We start from the raw sequence: 25454 nt of genomic DNA, 5'->3' as shown, positions 1-25454 counted from the left end.
CATGGCAAAAGGCAAGTTTGAACGTACCAAGCCGCACGTGAACGTGGGTACGATTGGTCACGTTGACCACGGCAAAACGACGTTGACGGCAGCTATCACGACCGTTCTGTCGAACAAGTTCGGTGGCGAAGCCAAGGGCTACGACCAGATCGATGCGACTCCTGAAGAAAAGGCTCGCGGCATCACGATCAACACCGCCCACGTCGAGTACGAAACCGAAGCGCGTCACTACGCTCACGTTGACTGCCCGGGCCACGCTGACTATGTGAAGAACATGATCACGGGCGCGGCGCAAATGGACGGCGCGATTCTGGTTGTGTCGGCCGCTGACGGCCCGATGCCGCAAACGCGCGAACACATTCTGCTGAGCCGCCAGGTTGGCGTGCCGTACATCATCGTCTTCCTGAACAAGGCTGACATGGTTGACGACGCCGAGCTGCTCGAGCTGGTGGAAATGGAAGTTCGCGAACTGCTGTCCAAGTACGACTTCCCGGGTGATGACACCCCGATCGTCAAGGGTTCGGCCAAGCTGGCGCTGGAAGGCGACAAGGGCGAGCTGGGCGAGCAAGCCATCATGGCTTTGGCCGCTGCACTGGATTCGTACATCCCGACGCCTGAGCGCGCCGTGGACGGCACGTTCCTGATGCCGGTTGAAGACGTGTTCTCGATCTCGGGTCGTGGCACGGTGGTGACGGGCCGTATCGAACGCGGCATCGTCAAGGTCGGCGAAGAAATCGAAATCGTGGGCCTGGTGCCGACGGTCAAGACGACTTGCACGGGCGTTGAAATGTTCCGCAAGCTGCTGGACCAAGGTCAAGCCGGCGACAACGTGGGCATTTTGCTGCGCGGCACCAAGCGTGAAGACGTCCAGCGCGGCCAAGTGTTGGCCAAGCCGGGCTCGATCACCCCGCACACGGACTTCACGTCCGAGGTGTACATCCTGTCCAAGGAAGAAGGCGGCCGTCACACTCCGTTCTTCCAGGGCTATCGTCCCCAGTTCTACTTCCGCACGACGGACGTGACGGGCACGATCGAGCTGCCGGCCGACAAGGAAATGGTTCTGCCGGGCGACAACGTGGCCATGACGGTCAAGCTGTTGGCTCCCATCGCCATGGAAGAAGGCCTGCGTTTCGCTATCCGTGAAGGCGGTCGTACCGTCGGCGCCGGCGTCGTCGCCAAGATCCTGAAGTAAGCAATACCCAGATGGGTAGAGTGGACTCTCAAGTCCCTCTATCCATCTTTGCTGTAAAAGTAGTATGATGTTCGGTTCCGTGACCCTGCGCGTAGGCGCTGAGCGGAAAGTCAGTGAATGTAGTGCAAGTGTAGTGTTTTAGGGGCATAGCTCAATTGGCAGAGCGTCGGTCTCCAAAACCGAAGGTTGTAGGTTCGATTCCTACTGCCCCTGCCACCGCCAGGATAAACCCGCGGGAGATCATCGCGAGTTACGCATTCACGGCGGCTCGCGTCGCAATATGTCTAATACCAGCGTAGAAACCGTAACTAGCACCGCCGACCGGGTCAAGCTCGGCCTGGCGGTTCTCGTCGTTATTGCTGGCATCGTCGGGTTTTCCGTGCTTAGCGCACAGCCGATGCCTGCACGTATCGGCGTGTTTGTCGGCGGCCTTGTGATTGCAGCCGCAATTGCCTGGTTCAGCGAGCCCGGCCGCCGCACCCTGAGCTTTGCCAGCGAGTCCTACAACGAAGTCAAGCGTGTCGCGTGGCCCACCCGCAAGGAAACGACCCAGATGACGGGTATCGTTTTTGCGTTCGTGGCGGTCATGGGCATTTTCATGTGGGTGCTCGACAAGGGCATCGAATGGATTCTTTACGGCCTGCTGTTGGGCTGGAAATAAGGACGGCGAATGAGTAAGCGTTGGTATGTCGTCCATGTGTACTCCGGCATGGAAAAGAGCGTTCACAAGGCCCTGGTTGAGCGCATTGAGCGCGCGGCCTTGCAAACGTCCTTTGGCCGCATTCTTGTGCCCTCCGAGGAAGTCGTCGAGGTCAAGGGTGGTCAAAAGTCGATCACCGAACGCCGCATTTTTCCTGGTTATGTCCTGGTTGAAATGGACCTGACCGACGAAACGTGGCATTTGGTCAAGAACACGAACCGCGTCACCGGCTTTTTGGGTGGCTCGGGCAACCGTCCGACCCCGATTTCCGAAAAGGAAGTCGAGAAGATCCTCTCCCAGATGGAAGAGGGTGTCGAGAAACCCCGCCCCAAGATTCTGTTCGAAGTGGGCGAGATGGTTCGGGTCAAGGAAGGTCCGTTTGCGGACTTCAACGGCAACGTCGAAGAAGTCAATTACGAAAAGAGCAAGGTGCGCGTGTCGGTCACCATTTTTGGTCGTGCCACACCCGTCGAACTCGATTTCAGCCAGGTCGAAAAGACCTGATTTCAACCCCCGGGGAGCCCAGGCTGAAAACGCCGGGGCGATATAACCCGCAAGGAGCAAAGCATGGCGAAAAAGATCGTCGGCTTTATCAAGCTGCAAGTACCGGCTGGTAAAGCTAACCCCTCCCCCCCGATTGGCCCGGCACTGGGTCAACGCGGCCTGAACATCATGGAATTCTGCAAGGCGTTCAACGCCAAGACCCAAGGCATGGAGCCTGGTCTGCCGATTCCGGTGGTGATCACCGCCTTCGCGGACAAGAGCTTCACCTTCATCATGAAGACCCCGCCCGCGACGGTCCTCATCAAGAAGGCTGCTGGCGTGCAAAAGGGTTCGCCCAAGCCGCATACCGACAAGGTCGGCACGCTGACCCGCGCGCAAGCTGAAGAAATCGCCAAGGCCAAGGGCCCCGATCTGACCGCCGCTGATCTGGACGCCGCTGTGCGCACGATCGCTGGCAGCGCCCGCAGCATGGGCATCACGGTTGAGGGGATCTAATCATGGCAAAACTGTCCAAGCGCGCAGCCGCTATTGCGCAAAAGATCGACCGCACCAAGCTGTACCCGGTCGCTGAAGCCCTGACCCTGGTCAAGGAAACCGCCGTCGCCAAGTTCAATGAATCCATTGACGTGGCCGTGCAGCTCGGCATCGACCCGAAGAAGTCGGACCAACTGGTTCGCGGTTCGGTCGTTTTGCCCGCCGGCACCGGCAAGTCGGTTCGCGTTGCCGTGTTCGCCCAAGGCGACAAGGCTGAAGCCGCCAAGGCCGCCGGCGCCGACATCGTTGGCCTGGACGACCTGGCTGACCAGATCAAGGCCGGTCAAATGGACTTTGACGTGGTCATCGCTTCGCCCGACACGATGCGTGTCGTGGGCGCCCTGGGCCAGATCCTGGGTCCCCGTGGCCTGATGCCGAACCCGAAGGTCGGTACCGTGACGCCTGACGTCGCGACCGCTGTCAAGAACGCCAAGGCCGGTCAGGTTCAGTACCGTACCGACAAGGCTGGCATCATCCACGCAACGATCGGCCGTGCGTCGTTCGGCGTGGAACAGCTGCAAACCAACCTGGCTGCTCTGGTCGACGCCCTGCAAAAGGCCCGTCCCGCAGCTGCCAAGGGCATTTACCTGCGCAAGCTGGCCGTCTCGTCCACGATGGGCGGCGGTGCTCGCGTTGAAATTGCCTCGCTGTCGGCTTCCAACTAAGCCAACAGCAGTAAACGTACTTTGGGCTGCATCCGGATTCCTCCGGATGTTGCTGTCAAAGACCGCTGGAGCAGGGTAGTGGAACGGTGTCCGCACCCCCGCTGCCCCGCTTAATCCCGAAGCTTATCCAGTTCGGATCCAGCGTAGACGGCGTCCCCAGGAAGATTTCTTTACACGAAGAACTCGACCAGGCGCCGCATTCGGTTGACGCGCAAGGCTCCGGCCCCAGGCGTCTTTTGATGGAGTGTTCAAACCGTGAGTCTCAATCGTCAAGAGAAAGCGGTGGTAATCGAGGAAGTCTCGGCTGAAGTCGCCAAGGCACAATCGATTGTTATCGCTGAGTACCGTGGTCTGGACGTCGCCTCTGTCACCGTACTGCGCAAAACTGCGCGTGAATCGGGCGTGTATCTGCGAGTTCTGAAGAACTCGCTGGCCCGTCGTGCTGTTGCCGGCACGGCTTTCGAGCCGTTGGCTGAGCAACTGACCGGTCCGCTGATCTATGGCATCAGCACTGATCCGGTTTCGGCGGCCAAGGTTATCGCTGGTTTCGCGAAAAGCAACGACAAGCTGGTCATCAAGGCGGGCGCATTGCCCAACAGCCTGTTGACTCAAGATGGTGTGAAGGCCTTGGCCACCATGCCGTCCCGCGAAGAGTTGCTGTCGAAACTGCTTGGCACCATGCAAGCCCCGATCGCGCAATTCGTGCGTACGCTCAACGAAGTTCCGACCAAGTTCGCCCGTGGCCTCGCGGCTGTGCGCGACCAAAAGGCAGCGGCCTAATCGCCCTGCTGTCCGGAATTCGCTGAACGACGAAGCGACACCCAAACCCTGGCATTACCAAAATATTTGGAGTTCTTAAAAATGGCACTTAACAAAGCTGAAATCCTTGACGCCATCGCTGGCATGACCGTGCTCGAGCTGTCCGAGCTGATCAAGGAAATGGAAGAGAAGTTCGGCGTGTCGGCTGCTGCCGCCGCTGTCGCTGTTGCTGCTCCCGCCGCTGGTGGCGCTGCTGCCGCTGCTGAAGAGCAAACCGAGTTCAACGTCGTCCTGCTGGAAGCCGGCGCGAACAAGGTCAGCGTCATCAAGGCCGTGCGCGAGCTGACCGGTCTGGGTCTGAAGGAAGCCAAGGACCTGGTTGACGGCGCTCCGAAGCCCGTCAAGGAAGCTGTGGCCAAGGCTGACGCCGAAGCCGCCAAGAAGAAGCTGGAAGAAGCTGGCGCCAAGGTCGAAGTCAAGTAAGACCTGCGTCAACTGCCCGGGGACAGCACAGTTTGCAGTCCCCGGGCTTTTGCGTTTCCAGGAAACCCCTACTGGGGGTATGCCCTTTCAGGGGGGTTTCCTGGAGTCGTATCACCTAGGGCCGTGGTTGACGGCCCATGCAACCTCGAGTCGGAGTGCTCATGCCTTACTCGTACACCGAAAAAAAGCGCATCCGCAAAAGCTTCGCCAAGCGTGAAGACGTTCAAAACGTTCCTTTCCTTTTGGCGACACAGCTTCAATCCTACCTAACTTTCCTGCAGGCGGATACCGCCCCGTCCGATCGCGTAGCCGACGGTTTGCAGGCGGCGTTCTCGTCGATTTTCCCGATCGTTAGTCACAACGGTATGGCGCGCTTGGAGTTCGTGAGCTACGTGCTCGGCGAACCGGTGTTCGATGTCAAGGAATGTCAGCAACGTGGTCTGACCTATGCCTCGCCCCTGCGAGCCAAGGTCCGCCTGGTGCTGCTTGACCGCGAAGTCAGCAAGCCGACCGTGAAAGAAGTGAAGGAACAAGAAGTCTACATGGGCGAAATTCCGCTCATGACGGGCACGGGTTCCTTCGTCATCAATGGCACCGAGCGTGTCATCGTGTCGCAGCTGCACCGTTCGCCTGGCGTGTTCTTCGAACACGACCGCGGCAAAACGCACAGCTCCGGCAAGCTTCTGTTCTCGGCCCGCGTGATTCCTTACCGCGGCTCGTGGCTGGACTTCGAATTCGACCCGAAGGACGTTCTGTTCTTCCGCGTCGACCGTCGTCGCAAGATGCCTGTCACGATCCTGTGCAAGGCCATCGGCATGACGCCGGAATCCATCCTGGCCAACTTCTTCGACTTCGATAACTTCGAACTCAAGAGCGAAGGCGCGATGATGGAATTCGTGCCCGAGCGTTGGAAGGGCGAAATGGCCCGTTTCGACATCTCGGACCGCGATGGCAAGGTCATCGTCGAAAAAGACAAGCGCATCAATGCCAAGCATTTGCGCGACCTGGCTGCCGGCGGCATCCAGCGCATCTCCGTGCCGGAAGACTTCCTGTACGGCCGCGTGCTGGCCAAGAACATCGTTGACGAAGATACCGGCGAAGTCATCGCCAACGCCAACGACGAAATCACGGAAAGCGTGCTGGGCGCCTTGCGCGCCTCGAACGTCTACGACATCCAGACGCTCTACACGAACGATCTGGACCGTGGTCCGTACATTTCCCAGACCCTGCGCACCGATGAAACCGCCGACCAGATGGCCGCGCGTGTTGCCATCTATCGCATGATGCGTCCTGGCGAGCCGCCCACCGAAGAAGCGGTGGAGGCGCTGTTCCAACGTCTGTTCTACAGCGAAGAGACGTACGATCTGTCGCGCGTGGGCCGCATGAAGGTCAACAGCCGTCTGGGCCGTGGTGAAGACATCACCGGTCCGATGACGCTGACCAACGAAGACATCCTTGAGACCATCAAGGTGCTGGTTGAACTGCGTAACGGCCGTGGCCAGATCGATGACATCGATCACTTGGGCAACCGTCGCGTGCGTTGCGTTGGCGAACTGGCCGAAAACCAGTTCCGCGCCGGCTTGGTGCGTGTCGAGCGCGCCGTCAAGGAACGTCTGGGCCAGGCCGAGACCGAAAACCTGATGCCGCACGACCTGATCAACTCCAAGCCGATCTCGGCTGCCATCAAGGAGTTCTTCGGTTCGAGCCAGCTGTCGCAGTTCATGGACCAAACCAACCCGTTGTCGGAAATCACGCACAAGCGTCGCGTTTCCGCACTGGGCCCGGGCGGTCTGACCCGCGAGCGCGCCGGCTTTGAAGTCCGCGACGTGCACCCGACCCACTACGGTCGCGTCTGCCCGATCGAAACGCCGGAAGGCCCGAACATCGGTCTGATCAACTCCATGGCGCTGTACGCTCGCTTGAACGAGTACGGCTTCCTGGAAACGCCTTACCGCAAGATTATCGACGGCCGCGTCAGCGAGCAGATCGATTACCTGTCGGCCATCGAAGAAAGCCACTACGTCATTGCACAGGCTAACGCCGCGCTGGACGAGCAGGGCGCCTTCGTTGACGACCTGGTCGCTTGCCGTGAAGCAGGCGAAACGATGCTGACCTCGCCGGCCAACGTGCATTACATGGACGTTGCCCCGTCGCAGATCGTGTCGGTGGCCGCTTCGCTGATTCCGTTCCTTGAGCACGACGACGCGAACCGCGCACTGATGGGCGCCAACATGCAACGTCAGGCCGTGCCTTGCCTGCGTCCGGAAAAGCCGGTCGTGGGTACCGGTATCGAACGCACCGTGGCCGTTGACTCGGGCACGACCGTGCAAGCACTGCGTGGCGGCCTGGTCGACCACGTTGACGCCGAGCGCGTCGTGATTCGCGTGAACGACGAAGAAAACGTCGCCGGCGAAGTCGGTGTCGATATCTACAACCTGATCAAGTACACCCGTTCCAACCAGAACACGAACATCAACCAGCGTCCTATCGTCAAGCGTGGCGACAAGGTCGCCAAGGGCGACGTGCTGGCTGACGGCGCATCGACCGACCTGGGCGAACTCGCCCTGGGTCAGAACATGCTGATCGCGTTCATGCCGTGGAACGGCTACAACTTCGAAGATTCGATCTTGATCTCCGAAAAGGTTGTTGCCGATGACCGCTACACCTCGGTCCACATCGAGGAACTGACGGTTGTCGCCCGCGACACGAAGCTGGGTCCGGAAGAAATCACGCGCGACATCAGCAACCTGGCTGAGACGCAACTGAACCGTCTGGACGATTCGGGCATCACGTACATCGGCGCCGAAGTCAGCGCCGACGACGTGCTGGTCGGCAAGGTCACGCCCAAGGGCGAAACCCAGCTGACGCCGGAAGAAAAGCTGCTGCGCGCCATCTTCGGTGAAAAGGCGTCCGACGTTAAGGACACCTCGCTGCGCGTGCCTTCGGGCATGACCGGCACCGTGATCGACGTGCAAGTGTTCACGCGTGAAGGCATCGTGCGCGACAAGCGCGCCCAGTCCATCATTGACGATGAACTGCGCCGCTATCGCCAAGACCTGAACGACCAGCTGCGCATCGTTGAAAACGACCAGTTCGACCGTATCGAAAAGATGCTGGTCAACAAGACCGTCAACGGCGGCCCGCGCAAGCTGGCCAAGGGCGCCACGATCACCAAGGCTTACCTGGCTGATCTGGACCGCTGGCAGTGGTTCGACATCCGTCTGGCCGATGAGCCGCACGCTGTCGTGCTGGAGCAAGCCAAGGAATCGCTGGAGCAAAAGCGTCACCAGTTTGATCTGGCCTTCGAAGAGAAGCGCAAGAAGCTGACGCAGGGCGACGAGCTGCCCCCGGGCGTGCTGAAGATGATCAAGGTCTACCTGGCCGTGAAGCGTCGTCTGCAACCTGGCGACAAGATGGCAGGCCGTCACGGTAACAAGGGCGTGGTCTCGCGTATCACCCCGGTGGAAGACATGCCGCACATGGCTGACGGCACGCCGGCCGACATCGTTCTGAACCCGCTGGGCGTGCCCTCGCGGATGAACGTCGGTCAGGTGCTGGAAGTGCACTTGGGCTGGGCTGCCAAGGGCGTGGGCCACCGCATTGCCGATCTGCTGCGCGACGAGCGCACTGCGCAGGTCAAGAACGTCCGTGCCTACCTGGACAAGGTCTACAACACGACCGGTTCCGGCGCCCGCATCGACGAGCTGACCGACGAAGAAGTCATGGAAATGGCCCAGAACCTCAAGAACGGCGTGCCGTTCGCGACGCCCGTCTTCGACGGCGCGACCGAAGAGGAAATCACCACGATGCTGGAGCTGGCCTATCCGGACGACGTCGCCGAGCGCATGGCACTGACGCCTTCGCGTACGCAGGCATGGCTGTTTGACGGCCGCACGGGCGAGAAATTCGAGCGCCCCGTGACGGTTGGCTACATGCACTACCTGAAGCTGCACCACTTGGTCGACGACAAGATGCACGCGCGTTCGACGGGTCCGTACTCGCTGGTCACGCAGCAGCCGCTGGGTGGTAAGGCGCAGTTCGGTGGTCAGCGTTTCGGGGAAATGGAAGTGTGGGCGCTGGAAGCATACGGCGCCGCGTACACCCTGCAAGAAATGCTGACGGTGAAGTCGGACGACATCACCGGCCGTACCAAGGTATACGAAAACATCGTCAAGGGCGACCACGTCATCGACGCCGGCATGCCGGAATCGTTCAACGTGCTGGTGAAGGAAATCCGCTCGTTGGCCCTGGACATGGATTTGGAGCGTAACTAATGAAAGCGCTACTCGACCTATTTAAGCAAGTCTCGCAAGACGAGCAATTCGATGCCATCAAGATCGGCATCGCCTCGCCCGAGAAGATCCGTTCGTGGTCTTACGGCGAAGTTCGCAAGCCCGAGACCATCAACTACCGCACGTTCAAGCCTGAACGCGACGGTCTGTTCTGCTCCAAGATCTTTGGCCCGATCAAAGACTACGAGTGCTTGTGCGGCAAGTACAAGCGCCTGAAGCATCGTGGCGTGATCTGCGAAAAGTGCGGCGTTGAAGTTACCGTTGCCAAGGTTCGCCGTGAACGCATGGGCCACATCGAGCTGGCCAGCCCCGTCGCGCACATCTGGTTCTTGAAGAGCCTGCCGTCGCGTCTGGGCATGGTGCTCGACATGACCCTGCGCGACATCGAACGCGTTCTGTACTTCGAAGCCTGGTGCGTGATCGAACCTGGCATGACGCCGCTCAAGCGCGGCCAGATCATGTCGGACGACGATTTCCTCGCCAAGACCGAAGAATACGGCGACGATTTCCGTGCCCTGATGGGCGCGGAAGCCGTGCGCGAACTGCTGCGCACCATCGACATCGACCGCGAAGTGGAAACGCTGCGCGGCGAGTTGAAGGCCACCAGCTCTGAAGCCAAGATCAAGAAGATCTCCAAGCGCCTGAAGGTGCTGGAAGGCTTCCAGAAGTCGGGCATCAAGGCCGAGTGGATGGTCATGGAAGTGCTGCCCGTGCTGCCGCCGGACCTGCGTCCGCTGGTGCCGCTGGACGGCGGCCGCTTCGCGACCTCCGACCTGAACGACCTGTACCGCCGCGTCATCAACCGCAACAACCGCTTGAAGCGCCTGCTGGAGCTCAAGGCGCCGGAAATCATCCTGCGCAACGAAAAGCGGATGCTGCAGGAAGCCGTTGACTCGCTGCTGGACAACGGCCGCCGTGGCAAGGCCATGACGGGCGCCAACAAGCGCCAGCTGAAGTCCCTGGCCGACATGATCAAGGGCAAGAGCGGTCGTTTCCGTCAGAACCTGCTGGGCAAGCGCGTCGACTACTCGGGCCGTTCGGTCATCGTGGTGGGCCCGCAGCTCAAGCTGCATCAGTGCGGTCTGCCCAAGCTGATGGCCCTGGAACTGTTCAAGCCGTTCATCTTCAATCGTCTGGAGATGATGGGCCTGGCCACGACCATCAAGGCTGCCAAGAAGCTGGTGGAAAGCCAGGAACCGGTGGTCTGGGACATCCTGGAAGAAGTCATCCGCGAACACCCGGTCATGCTGAACCGTGCCCCCACGCTGCACCGTTTGGGCATCCAGGCGTTCGAGCCGGTCCTGATCGAAGGCAAGGCCATCCAGCTGCACCCGCTGGTTTGCGCGGCGTTCAACGCCGACTTCGACGGTGACCAGATGGCTGTCCACGTGCCGCTGTCGCTGGAAGCCCAACTGGAAGCGCGCACGCTGATGCTGGCGTCCAACAACGTGCTGTTCCCGGCCAACGGCGAACCGTCGATCGTGCCGTCCCAAGACATCGTGTTGGGTCTGTACTACACGACGCGTGAGCGCATCAACGGCCGCGGCGAAGGCATTTTCTTCACCGACGTCGCTGAAGTGCAGCGCGCCTATGACAACGGCGAAGTCGAACTGCAATCCCGCGTGACCGTGCGTCTGAAAGAGCACGAGCGCGACGAGGCTGGCGAATGGCAACCCGTGATCCGCCGTCATGAAACGACGGTCGGCCGCGCGCTGCTGTCCGAGATTCTGCCGAAGGGTCTGCCCTTCACGGTCCTGAACAAGGCCCTGAAGAAGAAGGAAATCTCGCGCCTGATCAACCAGTCGTTCCGCCGTTGCGGCCTGCGCGACACGGTGATCTTCGCCGACAAGCTGATGCAGTCCGGCTTCAAGCTGGCCACGCGCGGTGGTATCTCGATCGCCATGGGCGACATGCTGATCCCGACCGCCAAGGAAGGCATCCTGGCCGAAGCCAGCCGCGAAGTGAAGGAAATCGACAAGCAGTACTCGTCGGGTCTGGTCACGTCCCAGGAACGCTACAACAACGTTGTGGACATCTGGGGCAAGGCTGGCGACAAGGTCGGCAAGGCCATGATGGAACAACTGGCCACCGAGCCGGTTGTGAACCGTCATGGCGAAGAAGTGCGCCAGGAATCGTTCAACTCGATCTACATGATGGCTGACTCGGGCGCCCGCGGTTCGGCCGCCCAGATCCGCCAGCTGGCCGGTATGCGCGGCCTGATGGCCAAGCCGGACGGCTCGATTATCGAAACGCCCATTACCGCGAACTTCCGTGAAGGTCTGAACGTGCTTCAGTACTTCATCTCGACTCACGGCGCGCGTAAGGGTCTGGCCGATACGGCACTGAAGACCGCGAACTCGGGTTACCTGACTCGTCGTCTGGTCGACGTGACGCAAGACTTGGTGATCACCGAGGACGATTGCGGTACGTCGCTGGGCTACAACATGAAGGCCCTGGTGGAAGGTGGTGAAGTCATCGAACCGCTGCGCGACCGCATCCTGGGTCGTGTTGCCGCCGTGGACATCATCAACCCGGACACGCAGGAAACGGCCATCGTTGCCGGCACCCTGCTGGACGAAGATCTGGTCGACACCATCGACCGCATCGGCGTGGACGAAGTCAAGGTCCGCACCCCGCTGACGTGCGAAACGCGTCACGGTCTGTGCGCACACTGCTACGGCCGCGATCTGGGTCGCGGTTCGCCGGTCAACCAAGGCGAGGCAGTGGGCGTTATCGCTGCCCAGTCCATCGGTGAACCGGGCACGCAGCTCACGATGCGTACGTTCCACATCGGCGGCGCCGCGTCGCGTTCGGCCCTGGCCAGCGCGGTGGAAACGAAGTCCAGCGGTCTGGTTGGCTTTGCCAGCACGATGCGCTATGTCACGAACGCCAAGGGCGAACGCGTTGCGATTTCGCGCTCGGGCGAACTGGCGATCTTCGATGACAACGGCCGCGAACGCGAACGCCACAAGATCCCGTACGGCGCGACCGTGCTGGTGGGCGATGGCGAAGCCGTGAAGGCTGGCGCGCGTCTGGCGACGTGGGACCCGCTGACCCGTCCGATCGTGTCGGAATACGGTGGCGCCGTCCGCTTCGAGAACATCGAAGAAGGCGTGACCGTTGCCAAGCAGGTGGACGAAGTCACCGGCCTGTCGACGCTCGTCGTCATCACGCCGAAGACCCGTGGCGGCAAGATCGTCATGCGTCCGCAGATCAAGCTGGTCAACGAGGCCGGCGAAGACGTCAAGATCGCCGGCACCGATCACTCGGTGAACATCTCGTTCCCGGTGGGCGCGCTGATTACCGTGCGTGACGGCCAGCAGGTTGCCGTGGGTGAAGTTCTGGCGCGTATTCCGCAAGAATCGCAAAAGACCCGCGACATTACCGGCGGTCTGCCGCGTGTGGCAGAACTGTTCGAAGCCCGTTCGCCGAAGGACGCCGGCATGCTCGCCGACGTTACCGGTACGGTGTCGTTCGGTAAGGACACGAAGGGCAAGCAGCGTCTGGTCATCACCGACCTGGAAGGCGTGAGCCACGAGTTCCTGATTCCGAAGGAAAAGCAGGTTCTGGTGCACGACGGCCAAGTGGTGAACAAGGGCGAAATGATCGTGGACGGCCCGGCCGATCCTCACGACATCCTGCGCCTGCAAGGCATCGAGAAGCTGGCGACGTACATCGTCGACGAAGTGCAGGACGTGTACCGTCTGCAAGGCGTGAAGATCAACGACAAGCACATCGAAGTGATTGTTCGTCAGATGCTGCGTCGTGTGAACATCGTTGACGCTGGTGACACCGAGTTCATCCCGGGCGAGCAAGTCGAGCGCTCTGAACTGCTGAACGCCAACGATCGCATGGCTGCCGAAGACCGCATCCCGGCAACCTACGACAACGTGCTGCTGGGTATCACGAAGGCCTCGCTGTCGACCGACTCGTTCATTTCGGCCGCTTCGTTCCAGGAAACCACGCGTGTCCTGACCGAAGCCGCCATCATGGGCAAGCGCGACGATCTGCGTGGCCTGAAGGAAAACGTCATCGTCGGCCGCCTCATCCCGGCGGGTACCGGCCTGGCTTACCACCACGCACGCCGCGACAAGGAAGAGCTGGAGGCCGCGGAACGCGAAGCCGCTCGCCAGCAGGCCAACCCGTTCGAAGACTCGCCGGTTACGGTGGGTGCGGACGATCAGGCCCCGGCTTCCGACGCCGGCACGGACGATTCCGCCGAATAAGCGGAATCCCGTACAGTTTCCCGCGCGCTGGGTTGGCGCGGGGGCTGCAAGCAAAAAGGCCGCTGATGCGAATCAGCGGCCTTTTTTTATTCCCGGGCAGGTAGCGATTATCTGGCTGCCTGGCTGCGGGCGCGTTGGAAGACGGGCCCCCAGGACGGATGGCCGGCTTCGTTGGGAGCGAGTTCGAATGCAGGGTCCAGCGCCAGGATCCGGGCGAAGCTGTCTTCGCACAATTGGGTGTAGCGGCTGACGCAATAGCTGAACGCCTGCAACTTGTAAGCTTCGATGCGGACGGCTTTGGTGGATGAGGCCAAGGTATCCGAGGTGGCGACCGTTCGGATGACTTCCCCATACCGGCCCGCGCCGTAGGTGTCCCGGACTTGTTGCAATTGCGCCAGGGCGTCGGCGGTGGGGGGGCTTTCCGGTTTCTGGGACGAGATCCCGGCGCAGCCCGCCAGCATCACTGTCGCGCCGAGCAGACTGCTCAGAAGGCGATTTTTCATAGCTTATAAGGGGGGTAGGAAGAATGGGTGAAACGCCATCGTGCCACAGCCTGATGCGCTCGGACATTTTCGGCAATGTCCTGGTGTTGCGAATTGGATAATATTCACGCTATTCCATCTTCGCACCAGTCCGCGCATGAGCGCAATTCCCATGATGTCTACGTCCACCGGCCTGCTTACGCCGCGTGGCCCTTTCTCTGGCGCCGCGCCCCTGGCTTTGCGTCCACTTAGCGCTATTGCCGCCAGCATGGCGGGTGGTGTGCCGGAATCGCGTATCAAGCGGCTGGTCTCCGACCTGCTGCCGTCCCTGATCGCCTTGCACGCTCAGGGCGAGATCTGCGGCGATATCACGCTGGATACGGTGGGCATGGACGAAAACGCGCGGGCGCATCTGCTGCCCGAGCTTGTCGTGGCGCGCTCGCGCCGTGCCAGCCGCAGCCCGACCCCAGGGTTTGCACCGTTTGAACTCTATACGGATTCGATGGAATGGCCTCGGGGGTCGTGGAGCGACATCTACGCGCTGTGCGCCGTGATGCATGCATTGGTAACAGGCCACCGGCCCCGACCAGCGCCCGAGCGTCGGGCAACTGATTCCTACGAGCCCCTGACTTCGTTGGGCCTGTCGAAATACAACCCGGATTTTCTGGCCGTGATCGATCGCGGCCTGGCCATGTCGCCGGCTGACCGACCGCAGACGCTAGCCGAAATGGCGGCCTTGCTGGGCGTGGCCGCCTACATAGAACCGGCGGCAAGTGAAGACGAGCCCACGGCTGCGGACGGTCATTCCGTGCCGCCCGCCGCCGCGTCGGCAATGCGCAAGCCGGCACGCAACCGCCGCCCGCTACTTGCCTTGCTTGCCCTTCTGGCGTTGATCGGCCTGGCGGTGTATGGCTGGTTTCATTGGGGCGCGGGCGCGCCCAACGCGCTGATCACCAGTTCGGAAGTCGTCATGCCGAACCCTCCGGCCGTGCGCCCGATGCCGCAGCCTGCGGCGCCGCCTGCCGCTTCCAGCTTGCCGCCTGCCACCGCTGCGCAAGAGGCGCCGACACCGCCGCCAGTTGTGTCGGGAGCGGGAGCGGAATCGACGACGCAGCCGCCCATCCAGAATAGCGCCGCGACGGCAAACGTTCCGGCCGAACCGTCTGTTTTGCCTGCCGCCGGCCCGCCGGCTCCGACGCAAGGCGCGGCCGCTTCAAACGCAGCGACGCCGACCGAAGAAGCGCCCAAACCCAAGCCTCTGGCAGTACCGGTCACCGTGCGACTGGATATTCGCCCTTGGGGCGAAGTCTGGGTAAATGGGGTGGCACGCGGAATCAGTCCGCCCGTCAAGGAAATACGCCTGATTCCGGGCAAGTACCAGGTGGTCCTGCGCAATGCAGACCTGCCACCTTATCGGGCGACGATCGAAATCAAGGCCGGCAAGCCCGCGGTGATTTCGCACGTTTTCCAGTAGGGGCTGGGGCAAGCTCCGTCACGCTGATTCCGCGGCCGGCGCAGCGGCCTCTGAAGCCGCGTCCGGCGCGACGGGCAGGCAAAAGGTAAACACCGATCCGACGCCGATCGTGCTGCTGACTTGCACCGATCCTCCGTGGCGCTCGGCCACGGTACGCACGAACGCCAGGCCCAGGCCGGCGCCGCCCACATCATTCCGGTTTTCCACGCCCACGCGCGAAAAGGGTTCGAACAGGCGCGCAAGATCGGACTCGGCGATGCCCTGGCCTTGATCCCGGATGGTCACGCACCAGAACCCCGGCGATGCGTCGATCGCGCACTCGATGCACGTCTGAGGCGCACTGTATTTGATCGCGTTGTCGATCAGGTTGCACAGCGCGCGCATCAACAGCGTCTGGTCGCCGCGTATGTAGGCCACGGGCAACGGCGTGCGCAGCCGAAGCGTAATGCCGCGCTTGTGCGCCGATGCCCAGAACTCGTCCACGCCGTCTTGCAGCAGGCTGCCCAGATCAAGCTCGACGGCGCTGATCGTCATGGATTCCGCCCGCGTCAGATGCACGAAGTCGTCCACCAGATGCAGTGTGCGGTTGGCCAATGTTGCAATGCGCGCCAGCGTCTCGCCCTGACCATCGTGCACGCCACTTTCCTGCTTCATCTCCACCAGCGCCAGGATGGAACTTTGCGGCGCGCGCATGTCGTGCGATATGAATCGCAGCGTCTCTTCGCGCTGGCGCTCGGCCTGGCGAATGCGGGAAATATCGGTCAGGGTAGCCACCGTGCCGGCAAAATCGCCTTCGGCGGTATGGATGGGGGCGCACTTCAGGATAAGGTCCCGACCGGCGTAGTCGCGCACTTCCAGATCGGCGGTCCAGCGCGTCGAATCGTCCGTCGGCAGTTGGCCGCGCAACGCGTCGGCCACGCGCTGTCGCGTCGTGGCGTCGGATATGGTCTTTTCCAACAAGTGCGTGGCGGGGTGGCCCACGCGGGGTGGCCGCATGCCAAGCCGCTGAAAATACATGACCGCCGCCTGGTTACGAAACTGCATGCGCCCGTCCTGGTCGAACACCAGCGTGGCGTCGGGCATGCCATCCAGCCCGTCAGCCAGGAAGCGCCGCAGGTTGCGCACGCGTTCCAATGCACGTTGAAGCTCGCCCACGCGGCTTTCCAGCGACGCGTTCGGGCCGGTGAGCTGGGCCCGCGCTTCGTTCAGCACCGGCGGATATTCACGTTGAAGGCGCCGCAGTTCGTAGTCCATGTAGCGCAAGGCGGCTTCCTGGCTGCGCCAGCTCCACAGTGGATAGCAAAGCGCAACGCCGACAAGCGCGGCGGTCGGCGCGAACCATAGGCTGGCGTACGCCAGTAGCAACCACGACGCGATCAGTACGCAGGCGATCAGTGCAATGCTGACCAGCAGGGCGCGCTTGGGCGACAGCCGCCACAGCGCCAGGCAAGCAAGCAACACCGGTAGAACAGAAAACAGTGCGTTCCAGGCGGCTGCCGGCCGCTGGTAGAACAGGCCGTCGCGCCCCGCCTGCATCAGGTTGGCGATGATTTCAACGCCCGACATTCCGCTAAGGTCGTGCGACACCGGTGTCGGATACGCGTCACCCAGCCCCGTTGCCCACGCACCCACCAGCACGTACTTTCCTCGCAATTCTTCAGGCGGGATGTCGCCGCGCAGCACCGCCAGGTACGAAACGGTGCGCATGTGACCCGCCGGGCCGGCGTAGGGAATCAGGATGTCGCTGCTGGGGGCGGCGCGTTGCAGCAGGCGTTCCACCTGGTCGGCCTGTCCGCCGATGTCCAACATGGACAGGGCCATGTGCATGTAGGGCGCGCCCGCGAACTGGGCGGTCAGCGACGCTTCTCGCACAACGCCGTCCGGGTCTACGCGCGCGTTGATAAAGCCGCTGGCTGCCGCGGCATTGCCCACGACGGCAATGGGTGAGGACATGGCCGATGGATTGTTCAAGCGGTCCAGCACCTCCGGCAAGACGGTTCTGCCGTTGCGCAAAATGCTCTGGGCCAGGATGGCGTCGTCGTTGGGATTGACCGTGTCGCTTTCCGCGAAGATCAAGTCCAGGCCGACCGCGCGGGCACCTTGCAGGCGGTCCATCAAGGCGGCGTGGATCGCGCGGCGCCATGGCCATCGGCCCAGTGTCTCTATGCTGACATCGTCGATCGCGACGATCAGAATGTCGGGGTCGGCGGGTCGTCCCGTCAGGGTGAGGGCGCGGTCGTAAAGTATCTGATCGACGCGGCCCAAGCCGTTCAATAAGCCCAGCAGCGCCGCCAAAACCCCCAGAATCACCGTCAGCCACAGCCCTGAGCGCGAGGTCCGGTCGAGGGCGTCGGTGGCTTCGGCCATGGGTGGGCCCTAGTACTCGGTCAGCGTGATGAATCCGCCGCTGCCGCTGCTGACGCCCAGGCCGGACGACGTCATCAATTGGTTTGCGCCTTCGAACGTTGCAACCGCGTCCTGGCCGCGCAAGCCCAGCTCGTCGACCGCGCGCACGGATACGTAGTACGTACCGGGCCCAGGGGCCCGGAACTGAATGTCGTTTGCGGCGAAGCTTTCGGATGACACGGGCAGGGCGCCTTCCGCATCGCGCGAAACACGTACCAGGTAGCTTTGGGCGCCCGGCACCGGTGCGAACGCGCTCGTCCATGCGCCACCGCCCCGACGCGTGGGCTGGCCGAGTTCTGGCGCGGCCAGCAGTAGGCGCACGCCCGACATGCTGCCGTCGTTGCGCACTGCGGCGCCATAGCCACGAGCCACCGCGACCGGCTTGCTGGGTGCCGTGCCCTGCGCATGCGCTTGCAAGCGCACGCTGCCTTCCAACACTTCGCTTTGCACGCCGCCGGTACCGCTTTGCACGCGGAACCGTGTGCCGCGCACGCCGGTCACGGCGACCGGCGTCCGGATTTCAAAACGGCCCACGCCTTGTCCGGTGGGGGCGACGGTGGATTCAACACCGCCGCGCTGGACGTTGATGACCGAGTCGGTCAGCGCGGTGCCTTCAAACTGGCGCAGCCGGGACAATTCAACGGCCCCCCCGGCAGGCAACGTCAGCTTGGATCCGTCCGCAAGTTCTAACGTGACAAAGCCGTTTGGCGAGGTCACGACCTTGCTGCCTTCCGAGACGCTTGTTCCCGCTTGCAGTGCCTTGCCATTCACATCCGCTTGCCCGCTGACATGCACAACGCGCGCCGGCGCGGGCCGTACCGGAATCATCGACAGCGGGATCCGCAGTTCAAGGCCGATCGGCAATTGCTCGGGCTTGTCGACCTTGTTCACCGTTTGCAGCCGCGTCCAGTTGGCTTGGTTGCGGGTGTATTGCGTGGCCAGCTCTATCAGGGTGTCACCCGGGCGGATGCGGTAGATGAAGTCATCGCCCAATGCGCCCGCGGGCTGGCTATGCGCCACGCCGGACACGGTCAGGCAGCAGAGCAGGGCAAGCGAAGAAAGCGCGCGGCAGCGGCTCATAGGTCGGGTTCTCCAGGAAAGCGCGCGTAGCGTCTATGACGGGTGGGTGACGCTGTCGTCAGCGGCGCTTATCAATTCCAACCGGTAGCCAAGGGCATACGACGAGCTCAGGCGCACGCCGTGCTCGGGGCGGATCTGGAGCTTTTGACGGATGTTGGACAGATGCGTGTCCAGCGTGCGGGACGTGGCGGGGATTTCGCGGTTCCAGACGCATTCGGCCAGCACGTCGCGCGACATCAGCCGGCCCAGGTTGCGAAAGAAAAGCAGCGCCAGCTCGAATTCCTTGGGCGCCAGCGACACGGGGGCGCCGTGCAATGAAATGACGCGCGCCGCGGGCTCGATGCGGTAATGCGCGACCTCAATTGCATCCTTGGCGGGCTCGGCGATCTGGCTGCGTCGCAACAGCGCTGCCACGCGTGCCAGCAACTCCAGCGGACGTAGCGGCTTGACGATGTAATCGTCGGCGCCCGCGCGCAGCCCTTCGACCAGATCATCTTCCGACGAGCGATTGGTCAAGAAGATAACCGGTACGCGCGGACCGATATTGGCGCGCAGCCAGCGCACCACATCGTCACCGTCAATGTCTGGCAGGTGCCAATCCAGCAGCACCAGATCAAAATTCTCGGTGCGCAACGCGGCCAACAGGTCCCGGCTCTGGTGATAACTGAGGCACGTGTAACCCGCAGCGGTCAGCACTTGGTGAATGCGCCGGGCTTGGTCTAGATCGTCTTCCAGCGACGCGATTTTCATCGGAAGTTCTCGCGGAGTTTTGCCACTTCTGCGCGCGCGTTGGCGGCCTGATGCAAAGGTGAGCGAATTTGTGTAAACGAATGATAACTCGCTGAGGTCCGTGTCTGGCTACGTTGTGGCAAGAACTGTCAAACATTGCAAAGTTAACGAATCTTGACTGGAGTTGTTGCGTAACACCGCGCCACACTGTCTCAACCGTCCCCTGCGCCGACGTTACAAACGTCGGGTGCGCGGGCTCGGGTCAGAGGTGGAATTAGCTATGAATCAATTGCGCATACTTGTGATGTCGCCGGACGAGGTCGCCCAAAACGCCGCCGTGTCCGCCTTGCTGCAAGCTGGAATTTCCGCGCGCGGATGTTCGACATCCCTTGAGCTTTTCGGGTTGCTCAATAGCGGCACCTACGATGCCGTGATCCTCGATGTGGGGGCGATGGGCGAAATCGGTTATGCCCTGGTTGCCCGCTTGCACGGATCTTCGTCGATGGGAATCGTGGTCACCGGCCGGGGCATGTCCGTGGACAGCCGGCTGCGTTGCTTGCAGAGCGGCGCCGACGCCTGTCTGCCGGAACCCCAGGATCCGCGCGAACTGTCCTGCATCCTGTTGGCGCTGGCGCGCCGCCTGCCCGCAACCCCAGCCGACCAGGTCAACGAGGAGCCGGTCACCGGCCAATGGGAATTGCGCGACCAGGGGTGGACGCTGGCCGCCCCGTCGGGCGCCACGATTTCGCTGTCGGCTAACGAGCGCCTTATCGTGCGCTCATTGCTGGAAGTGGCGGGCAGGGCAGTGGGACGCTCGGAACTGGGCGACGAGCTTCGGGTGGAAGGCGGCGGCGTGCGATCAAGCGGATCGCGCAGCATCGACGTGATCGTCAGCCGGCTGCGGCGCAAGGCGGAATTGGCCGGCGTGATGTTGCCCATCCGCACCGTCTACGGCAGCGGTTACTTGTTCGCCGACCATTAGCCCGCGCCTGGGGCTACACTGCGCGGTAGGCCAAAAAATACTCATGGTTTACCCCAGGACGGCAACGTCCGACGAGTACGGCTTGGCGTGTTTCAAAGGGTCGGATCCGTCCGGCTACATGACCCCATTTTGCGCCAGCCGGCCCTAAGTCGCCGCCTTTTTGTCGCCAACGCGCGGCGTGCGGGGGCTTACAAAAAACTTTGACAGTACGCCTTGATCTCAGTTATGCTAAAGGGCTTACTGCTTTATTTCGCGCGCAAAATCTGTACGCAAAAGGCAAACAGTTCAAGAACTTAGTCCAGGATCTGAAACCAGGTGCGTCACGAGCCTTCGGTTTTCGGTCCATCAGTTGCGACTTCGTCCTTGAATGCCGGCCGCTATCAGTTTTGTGCGTTTGTCATGGTTTGTTGGCAAGCCCGCTCTTTTACGTATATGAACGTTTGAGGCGGTTTTGCGCGAACTGCCTTCTCCGAGAGAATTCACTGCTTGAGGAGACGAGTACGTAAGTACTTACCAGTGGTACGTAAAAGGGATTTCAAAGGTCATGCCTACCATTAGCCAACTCGTGCGCAAGCCGCGCGAAGTCAGCATCATCAAAAGCAAGAGCCCCGCGCTCGAAAACTGCCCGCAACGCCGCGGCGTGTGCACTCGCGTGTACACCACCACCCCCAAGAAGCCGAACTCCGCTCTGCGCAAGGTTGCCAAAGTGCGTCTGACCAACGGTTACGAAGTCATTTCGTACATCGGCGGTGAAGGCCACAACCTGCAAGAGCACTCGGTGGTTCTGGTGCGTGGCGGTCGTGTGAAGGACTTGCCCGGTGTGCGTTATCACATCGTGCGCGGTTCCCTCGACCTGCAAGGCGTCAAGGATCGTAAGCAAGCCCGCTCGAAGTACGGCGCCAAGCGCCCGAAGAAGGCTTAATAACGAGTCAGCAGTAACCCCGTGTGGCGGAAGCCCGTCACTAGGGAAGTGCGACCGCGCCCTCCGGATTTTGGGAAGGAGCGCGGCACGTAAGGGGTCGTCCCAATGGGCGGCCATGGCCGTGTAATGAAACACGGTTCAACTGAACAGACACAAGGAAGCAACAATGCCCCGTCGTCGCGAAGTACCCAAGCGCGAGATTCTGCCCGATCCCAAGTTCGGCAGCGTCGAGCTCGCCAAGTTCATGAACGTCGTCATGCTGGACGGTAAGAAGGCCGTCGCCGAGCGCATCGTCTACGGTGCCCTCGAGCAAGTGCAAACCAAGACCGGCAAAGAGCCGATCGAAGTTTTCAGCCTGGCGATCAACAACATCAAGCCGATCGTCGAAGTGAAGAGCCGCCGCGTTGGCGGTGCCAACTACCAAGTGCCGGTTGAAGTGCGCCCCGTGCGCCGCCTGGCCCTGGCTATGCGTTGGCTCCGTGAAGCCGCTAAGAAGCGTGGCGAGAAGTCGATGGATCTGCGTCTTGCTGGCGAACTGATCGACGCCTCCGAAGGTCGTGGCGCCGCGATGAAGAAGCGCGAAGACACGCACAAGATGGCAGAGGCCAACAAGGCCTTCAGCCATTTCCGCTGGTAATTTAAGGACTAATCCACCATGGCCCGCAAAACCCCGATCGAGCGCTATCGCAACATTGGTATCTCTGCGCACATCGATGCAGGGAAAACCACCACGACCGAACGTATCCTGTTCTACACCGGCGTCAATCACAAGATTGGCGAAGTGCATGATGGCGCAGCCACCATGGACTGGATGGAACAAGAGCAAGAGCGTGGCATCACCATTACGTCGGCAGCTACGACGGCGTTTTGGCGTGGCATGGCGAAGAACTATCCCGAACACCGCATCAACATCATCGACACCCCGGGTCACGTGGACTTCACCATTGAGGTGGAACGTTCCATGCGCGTCCTGGACGGTGCTTGCATGGTCTATTGCGCGGTGGGTGGCGTTCAGCCGCAGTCCGAAACCGTTTGGCGCCAAGCCAACAAGTACGGCGTGCCGCGTCTGGCCTTCGTCAACAAGATGGACCGCACCGGCGCCAACTTCTTCAAGGTCTATGACCAGCTGAAGAACCGCCTGCGCGCCAATCCCGTGCCGATCGTGATCCCGATCGGTGCCGAAGACACGTTCCAAGGCGTGGTCGACCTGGTCAAGATGAAGGCGATCATTTGGGACGAAGCCAGCCAAGGCATCAAGTTCGACTACCACGATATTCCCGCCGAGCTGGAAGGCCTGGCCAACGAATGGCGTGAAAAGCTGGTTGAAGCCGCCGCTGAGTCGTCGGAAGAGCTGATGAACAAGTACCTGGAAACGGGTTCCTTGGAAGAAGCCGAAATCAACCTGGCCATTCGCCAACGCACCATCGCTGGCGAAATCCAGCCGATGCTGTGCGGCACCGCCTTCAAGAACAAGGGCGTGCAGCGCATGCTGGACGCGGTCATCGACTACCTGCCTTCGCCCGTGGACATTCCCGCGGTTGACGGCCAGGACGACGATGGCAATCCCGTCACGCGTGAAGCGGACGACGGCGAGAAGTTCTCGGCACTGGCATTCAAGCTGATGAGCGATCCGTTCGTGGGTCAATTGACCTTCGTGCGCGTTTACTCGGGCGTCCTGAAGTCGGGCGACACGGTCTACAACCCCATCAAGGGCAAGAAAGAACGTATCGGCCGCATTCTGCAGATGCACGCGAACAACCGCGAAGAAATCAAGGAAGTGTTGGCAGGCGACATCGCCGCCGTGGTGGGTCTGAAAGACGTGACCACCGGCGAAACGCTGTGCGACACCGATTCGCACATCTTGCTCGAACGCATGATTTTCCCCGAGCCCGTGATTTCGCAGGCCGTGGAACCGAAGTCGAAGGCTGACCAGGAAAAGATGGGTCTGGCGCTGTCGCGTCTGGCTCAGGAAGATCCGTCGTTCCGCGTGCGCAGCGACGAAGAATCCGGCCAAACCATCATTTCGGGTATGGGCGAGCTTCACCTGGAAATTCTGGTCGACCGCATGAAGCGTGAGTTCGGCGTTGAAGCCAACGTCGGCAAGCCGCAAGTGGCCTACCGTGAAACCATCCGCAAGACCTGCGACGAAGTTGAAGGCAAGTTCGTCAAGCAGTCGGGCGGCCGTGGCCAGTACGGTCACGTGGTGCTGAAGGTCGAGCCGTTGCCTCCTGGCGGTGGCTACGAATTCGTGGACGCCATCAAGGGCGGTGTGGTTCCTCGCGAATACATCCCCGCGGTGGACAAGGGCATTCAGGAAACGCTGCCTTCGGGCGTGTTGGCTGGCTACCCGATCGTCGACGTCAAGTGCACGCTGTTCTTCGGTTCGTACCACGATGTGGACTCGAACGAAAACGCGTTCAAGATGGCCGGCTCCATGGCATTCAAGGAAGGTCTGCGCAAGGCCAGCCCCGTGCTGCTGGAACCGATGATGGCCGTTGAAGTCGAAACGCCGGAAGACTACGCTGGTACCGTGATGGGCGATCTGTCCTCGCGTCGCGGCATGGTCCAAGGCATGGACGACATGGTCGGTGGCGGCAAGACCATCAAGGCTGAAGTTCCCCTGGCCGAGATGTTCGGTTACGCCACGAACCTGCGTTCGTTGACGCAAGGTCGTGCCACGTACACGATGGAATTCAAGCATTACTCCGAGGCTCCCAAGAACGTCGCTGACGAAGTCATCGCCGCTCGGGCCAAGTAAATAACCCTAGCCAGGTCCGCCCATCCGGGTGGCCTGGCAGATTCAAGTTTCCTTGAAAGTTAAAGGATAGAGATCATGGCAAAAGGCAAGTTTGAACGTACCAAGCCGCACGTGAACGTGGGTACGATTGGTCACGTTGACCACGGCAAAACGACGTTGACGGCAGCTATCACGACCGTTCTGTCGAACAAGTTCGGTGGCGAAGCCAAGGGCTACGACCAGATCGATGCGACTCCTGAAGAAAAGGCTCGCGGCATCACGATCAACACCGCCCACGTCGAGTACGAAACCGAAGCGCGTCACTACGCTCACGTTGACTGCCCGGGCCACGCTGACTATGTGAAGAACATGATCACGGGCGCGGCGCAAATGGACGGCGCGATTCTGGTTGTGTCGGCCGCTGACGGCCCGATGCCGCAAACGCGCGAACACATTCTGCTGAGCCGCCAGGTTGGCGTGCCGTACATCATCGTCTTCCTGAACAAGGCTGACATGGTTGACGACGCCGAGCTGCTCGAGCTGGTGGAAATGGAAGTTCGCGAACTGCTGTCCAAGTACGACTTCCCGGGTGATGACACCCCGATCGTCAAGGGTTCGGCCAAGCTGGCGCTGGAAGGCGACAAGGGCGAGCTGGGCGAGCAAGCCATCATGGCTTTGGCCGCTGCACTGGATTCGTACATCCCGACGCCTGAGCGCGCCGTGGACGGCACGTTCCTGATGCCGGTTGAAGACGTGTTCTCGATCTCGGGTCGTGGCACGGTGGTGACGGGCCGTATCGAACGCGGCATCGTCAAGGTCGGCGAAGAAATCGAAATCGTGGGCCTGGTGCCGACGGTCAAGACGACTTGCACGGGCGTTGAAATGTTCCGCAAGCTGCTGGACCAAGGTCAAGCCGGCGACAACGTGGGCATTTTGCTGCGCGGCACCAAGCGTGAAGACGTCCAGCGCGGCCAAGTGTTGGCCAAGCCGGGCTCGATCACCCCGCACACGGACTTCACGTCCGAGGTGTACATCCTGTCCAAGGAAGAAGGCGGCCGTCACACTCCGTTCTTCCAGGGCTATCGTCCCCAGTTCTACTTCCGCACGACGGACGTGACGGGCACGATCGAGCTGCCGGCCGACAAGGAAATGGTTCTGCCGGGCGACAACGTGGCCATGACGGTCAAGCTGTTGGCTCCCATCGCCATGGAAGAAGGCCTGCGTTTCGCTATCCGTGAAGGCGGTCGTACCGTCGGCGCCGGCGTCGTCGCCAAGATCCTGAAGTAA

19 protein-coding genes and 1 tRNA gene are annotated in these 25454 nt (G+C 61.4%); 16 read left to right on the top strand and 4 right to left on the bottom strand.

The window, feature by feature from the left end:
- Window position 1 precedes the first annotated feature (1 nt).
- From tuf (ACNPP0_RS15980) to rpoC, 10 genes are all read left to right on the top strand, one after another.
- Window positions 2-1192 carry an elongation factor Tu gene (gene tuf, locus ACNPP0_RS15980; RefSeq protein ID WP_006221899.1) on the top strand — a complete coding sequence of 397 codons (1191 nt, stop codon included), beginning with the start codon at window positions 2-4 and terminating at the stop codon, window positions 1190-1192.
- A gap of 140 nt (window positions 1193-1332) precedes the next feature.
- Window positions 1333-1408 (top strand) — tRNA-Trp (locus ACNPP0_RS15975).
- Window positions 1409-1472: 64 nt separating this feature from the next.
- Complete coding sequence (gene secE / locus ACNPP0_RS15970) at window positions 1473-1853, top strand: preprotein translocase subunit SecE (protein ID WP_046806052.1); 381 nt, start codon at window positions 1473-1475, stop codon at window positions 1851-1853.
- A 9-nt stretch (window positions 1854-1862) separates the two neighbouring features.
- Window positions 1863-2396: a transcription termination/antitermination protein NusG gene (nusG, locus tag ACNPP0_RS15965; protein ID WP_006216576.1), complete on the top strand. Its 534-nt coding sequence runs from the start codon at window positions 1863-1865 to the stop codon at window positions 2394-2396.
- A gap of 63 nt (window positions 2397-2459) precedes the next feature.
- Window positions 2460-2891: a 50S ribosomal protein L11 gene (rplK, locus tag ACNPP0_RS15960; RefSeq protein ID WP_046806050.1), complete on the top strand. Its 432-nt coding sequence runs from the start codon at window positions 2460-2462 to the stop codon at window positions 2889-2891.
- 2 nt (window positions 2892-2893) lie between these two features.
- The gene (rplA, locus tag ACNPP0_RS15955; protein WP_006392088.1) at window positions 2894-3595 is read left to right on the top strand and encodes a 50S ribosomal protein L1; all 702 of its coding nucleotides are present in this window, start codon (window positions 2894-2896) and stop codon (window positions 3593-3595) included.
- Window positions 3596-3850: 255 nt separating this feature from the next.
- Window positions 3851-4375, top strand: coding sequence for a 50S ribosomal protein L10 (gene rplJ / locus ACNPP0_RS15950; RefSeq protein WP_006216572.1), 525 nt, complete (start codon window positions 3851-3853; stop codon window positions 4373-4375).
- 81 nt (window positions 4376-4456) lie between these two features.
- Window positions 4457-4837 (top strand): 50S ribosomal protein L7/L12, encoded by a 381-nt coding sequence (rplL, locus tag ACNPP0_RS15945; protein ID WP_006216571.1) that lies wholly within the window; start codon window positions 4457-4459, stop codon window positions 4835-4837.
- A 161-nt stretch (window positions 4838-4998) separates the two neighbouring features.
- Window positions 4999-9111: a DNA-directed RNA polymerase subunit beta gene (rpoB, locus tag ACNPP0_RS15940; RefSeq protein WP_050450098.1), complete on the top strand. Its 4113-nt coding sequence runs from the start codon at window positions 4999-5001 to the stop codon at window positions 9109-9111.
- Window positions 9111-13355: a DNA-directed RNA polymerase subunit beta' gene (gene rpoC, locus ACNPP0_RS15935; protein ID WP_046806048.1), complete on the top strand. Its 4245-nt coding sequence runs from the start codon at window positions 9111-9113 to the stop codon at window positions 13353-13355. The genes rpoB and rpoC overlap by 1 nt, the downstream gene beginning before the upstream one ends.
- A gap of 107 nt (window positions 13356-13462) precedes the next feature.
- On the opposite strand, the gene ACNPP0_RS15930 is transcribed toward rpoC, so the two are convergent.
- On the bottom strand, window positions 13463-13858 hold the full coding sequence (locus tag ACNPP0_RS15930; protein WP_332609365.1) for a TssQ family T6SS-associated lipoprotein: 396 nt from the start codon (window positions 13856-13858) through the stop codon (window positions 13463-13465).
- A 154-nt stretch (window positions 13859-14012) separates the two neighbouring features.
- Here ACNPP0_RS15930 and ACNPP0_RS15925 point away from each other — a divergent pair, with 154 nt between their 5' ends.
- Window positions 14013-15311 carry a serine/threonine-protein kinase gene (locus ACNPP0_RS15925; protein ID WP_448706430.1) on the top strand — a complete coding sequence of 433 codons (1299 nt, stop codon included), beginning with the start codon at window positions 14013-14015 and terminating at the stop codon, window positions 15309-15311.
- 18 nt (window positions 15312-15329) lie between these two features.
- On the opposite strand, the gene ACNPP0_RS15920 is transcribed toward ACNPP0_RS15925, so the two are convergent.
- From ACNPP0_RS15920 to ACNPP0_RS15910, 3 genes are read right to left on the bottom strand one after another with little or no spacing between them, the layout of a single operon-like run.
- Window positions 15330-17678 (bottom strand): CHASE2 domain-containing protein, encoded by a 2349-nt coding sequence (locus ACNPP0_RS15920; protein WP_448706429.1) that lies wholly within the window; start codon window positions 17676-17678, stop codon window positions 15330-15332.
- Between the two features lie 9 nt (window positions 17679-17687).
- Window positions 17688-18797, bottom strand: a complete 1110-nt coding sequence (locus ACNPP0_RS15915; protein ID WP_332609371.1) for a FecR domain-containing protein — start codon at window positions 18795-18797, stop codon at window positions 17688-17690.
- A gap of 33 nt (window positions 18798-18830) precedes the next feature.
- The gene (locus ACNPP0_RS15910) at window positions 18831-19547 is read right to left on the bottom strand and encodes a response regulator transcription factor (protein ID WP_448706428.1); all 717 of its coding nucleotides are present in this window, start codon (window positions 19545-19547) and stop codon (window positions 18831-18833) included.
- Window positions 19548-19806: 259 nt separating this feature from the next.
- Here ACNPP0_RS15910 and ACNPP0_RS15905 point away from each other — a divergent pair, with 259 nt between their 5' ends.
- The 5 genes from ACNPP0_RS15905 (at window position 19807) to tuf (ACNPP0_RS15885) (ending at window position 25454) form a co-directional block, all read left to right on the top strand.
- Complete coding sequence (locus ACNPP0_RS15905; RefSeq protein ID WP_448706427.1) at window positions 19807-20508, top strand: response regulator transcription factor; 702 nt, start codon at window positions 19807-19809, stop codon at window positions 20506-20508.
- Between the two features lie 544 nt (window positions 20509-21052).
- Window positions 21053-21430 carry a 30S ribosomal protein S12 gene (gene rpsL / locus ACNPP0_RS15900; RefSeq protein ID WP_005017264.1) on the top strand — a complete coding sequence of 126 codons (378 nt, stop codon included), beginning with the start codon at window positions 21053-21055 and terminating at the stop codon, window positions 21428-21430.
- 166 nt (window positions 21431-21596) lie between these two features.
- Entirely contained in the window at window positions 21597-22067 is a 471-nt protein-coding gene (gene rpsG / locus ACNPP0_RS15895) for a 30S ribosomal protein S7 (protein WP_006216561.1), read from the top strand.
- 18 nt (window positions 22068-22085) lie between these two features.
- On the top strand, window positions 22086-24188 hold the full coding sequence (gene fusA / locus ACNPP0_RS15890; RefSeq protein WP_332609378.1) for an elongation factor G: 2103 nt from the start codon (window positions 22086-22088) through the stop codon (window positions 24186-24188).
- Window positions 24189-24263: 75 nt separating this feature from the next.
- A complete protein-coding gene (gene tuf / locus ACNPP0_RS15885) occupies window positions 24264-25454 on the top strand; it encodes an elongation factor Tu (protein ID WP_006221899.1) in 1191 nt (396 codons plus the stop codon).

Source organism: Achromobacter semiaridum (genome assembly GCF_053543755.1).
The sequence above is the reverse complement of the archived record's forward strand: the minus strand, read 5'-3'. Positions and strand labels throughout refer to the sequence as shown.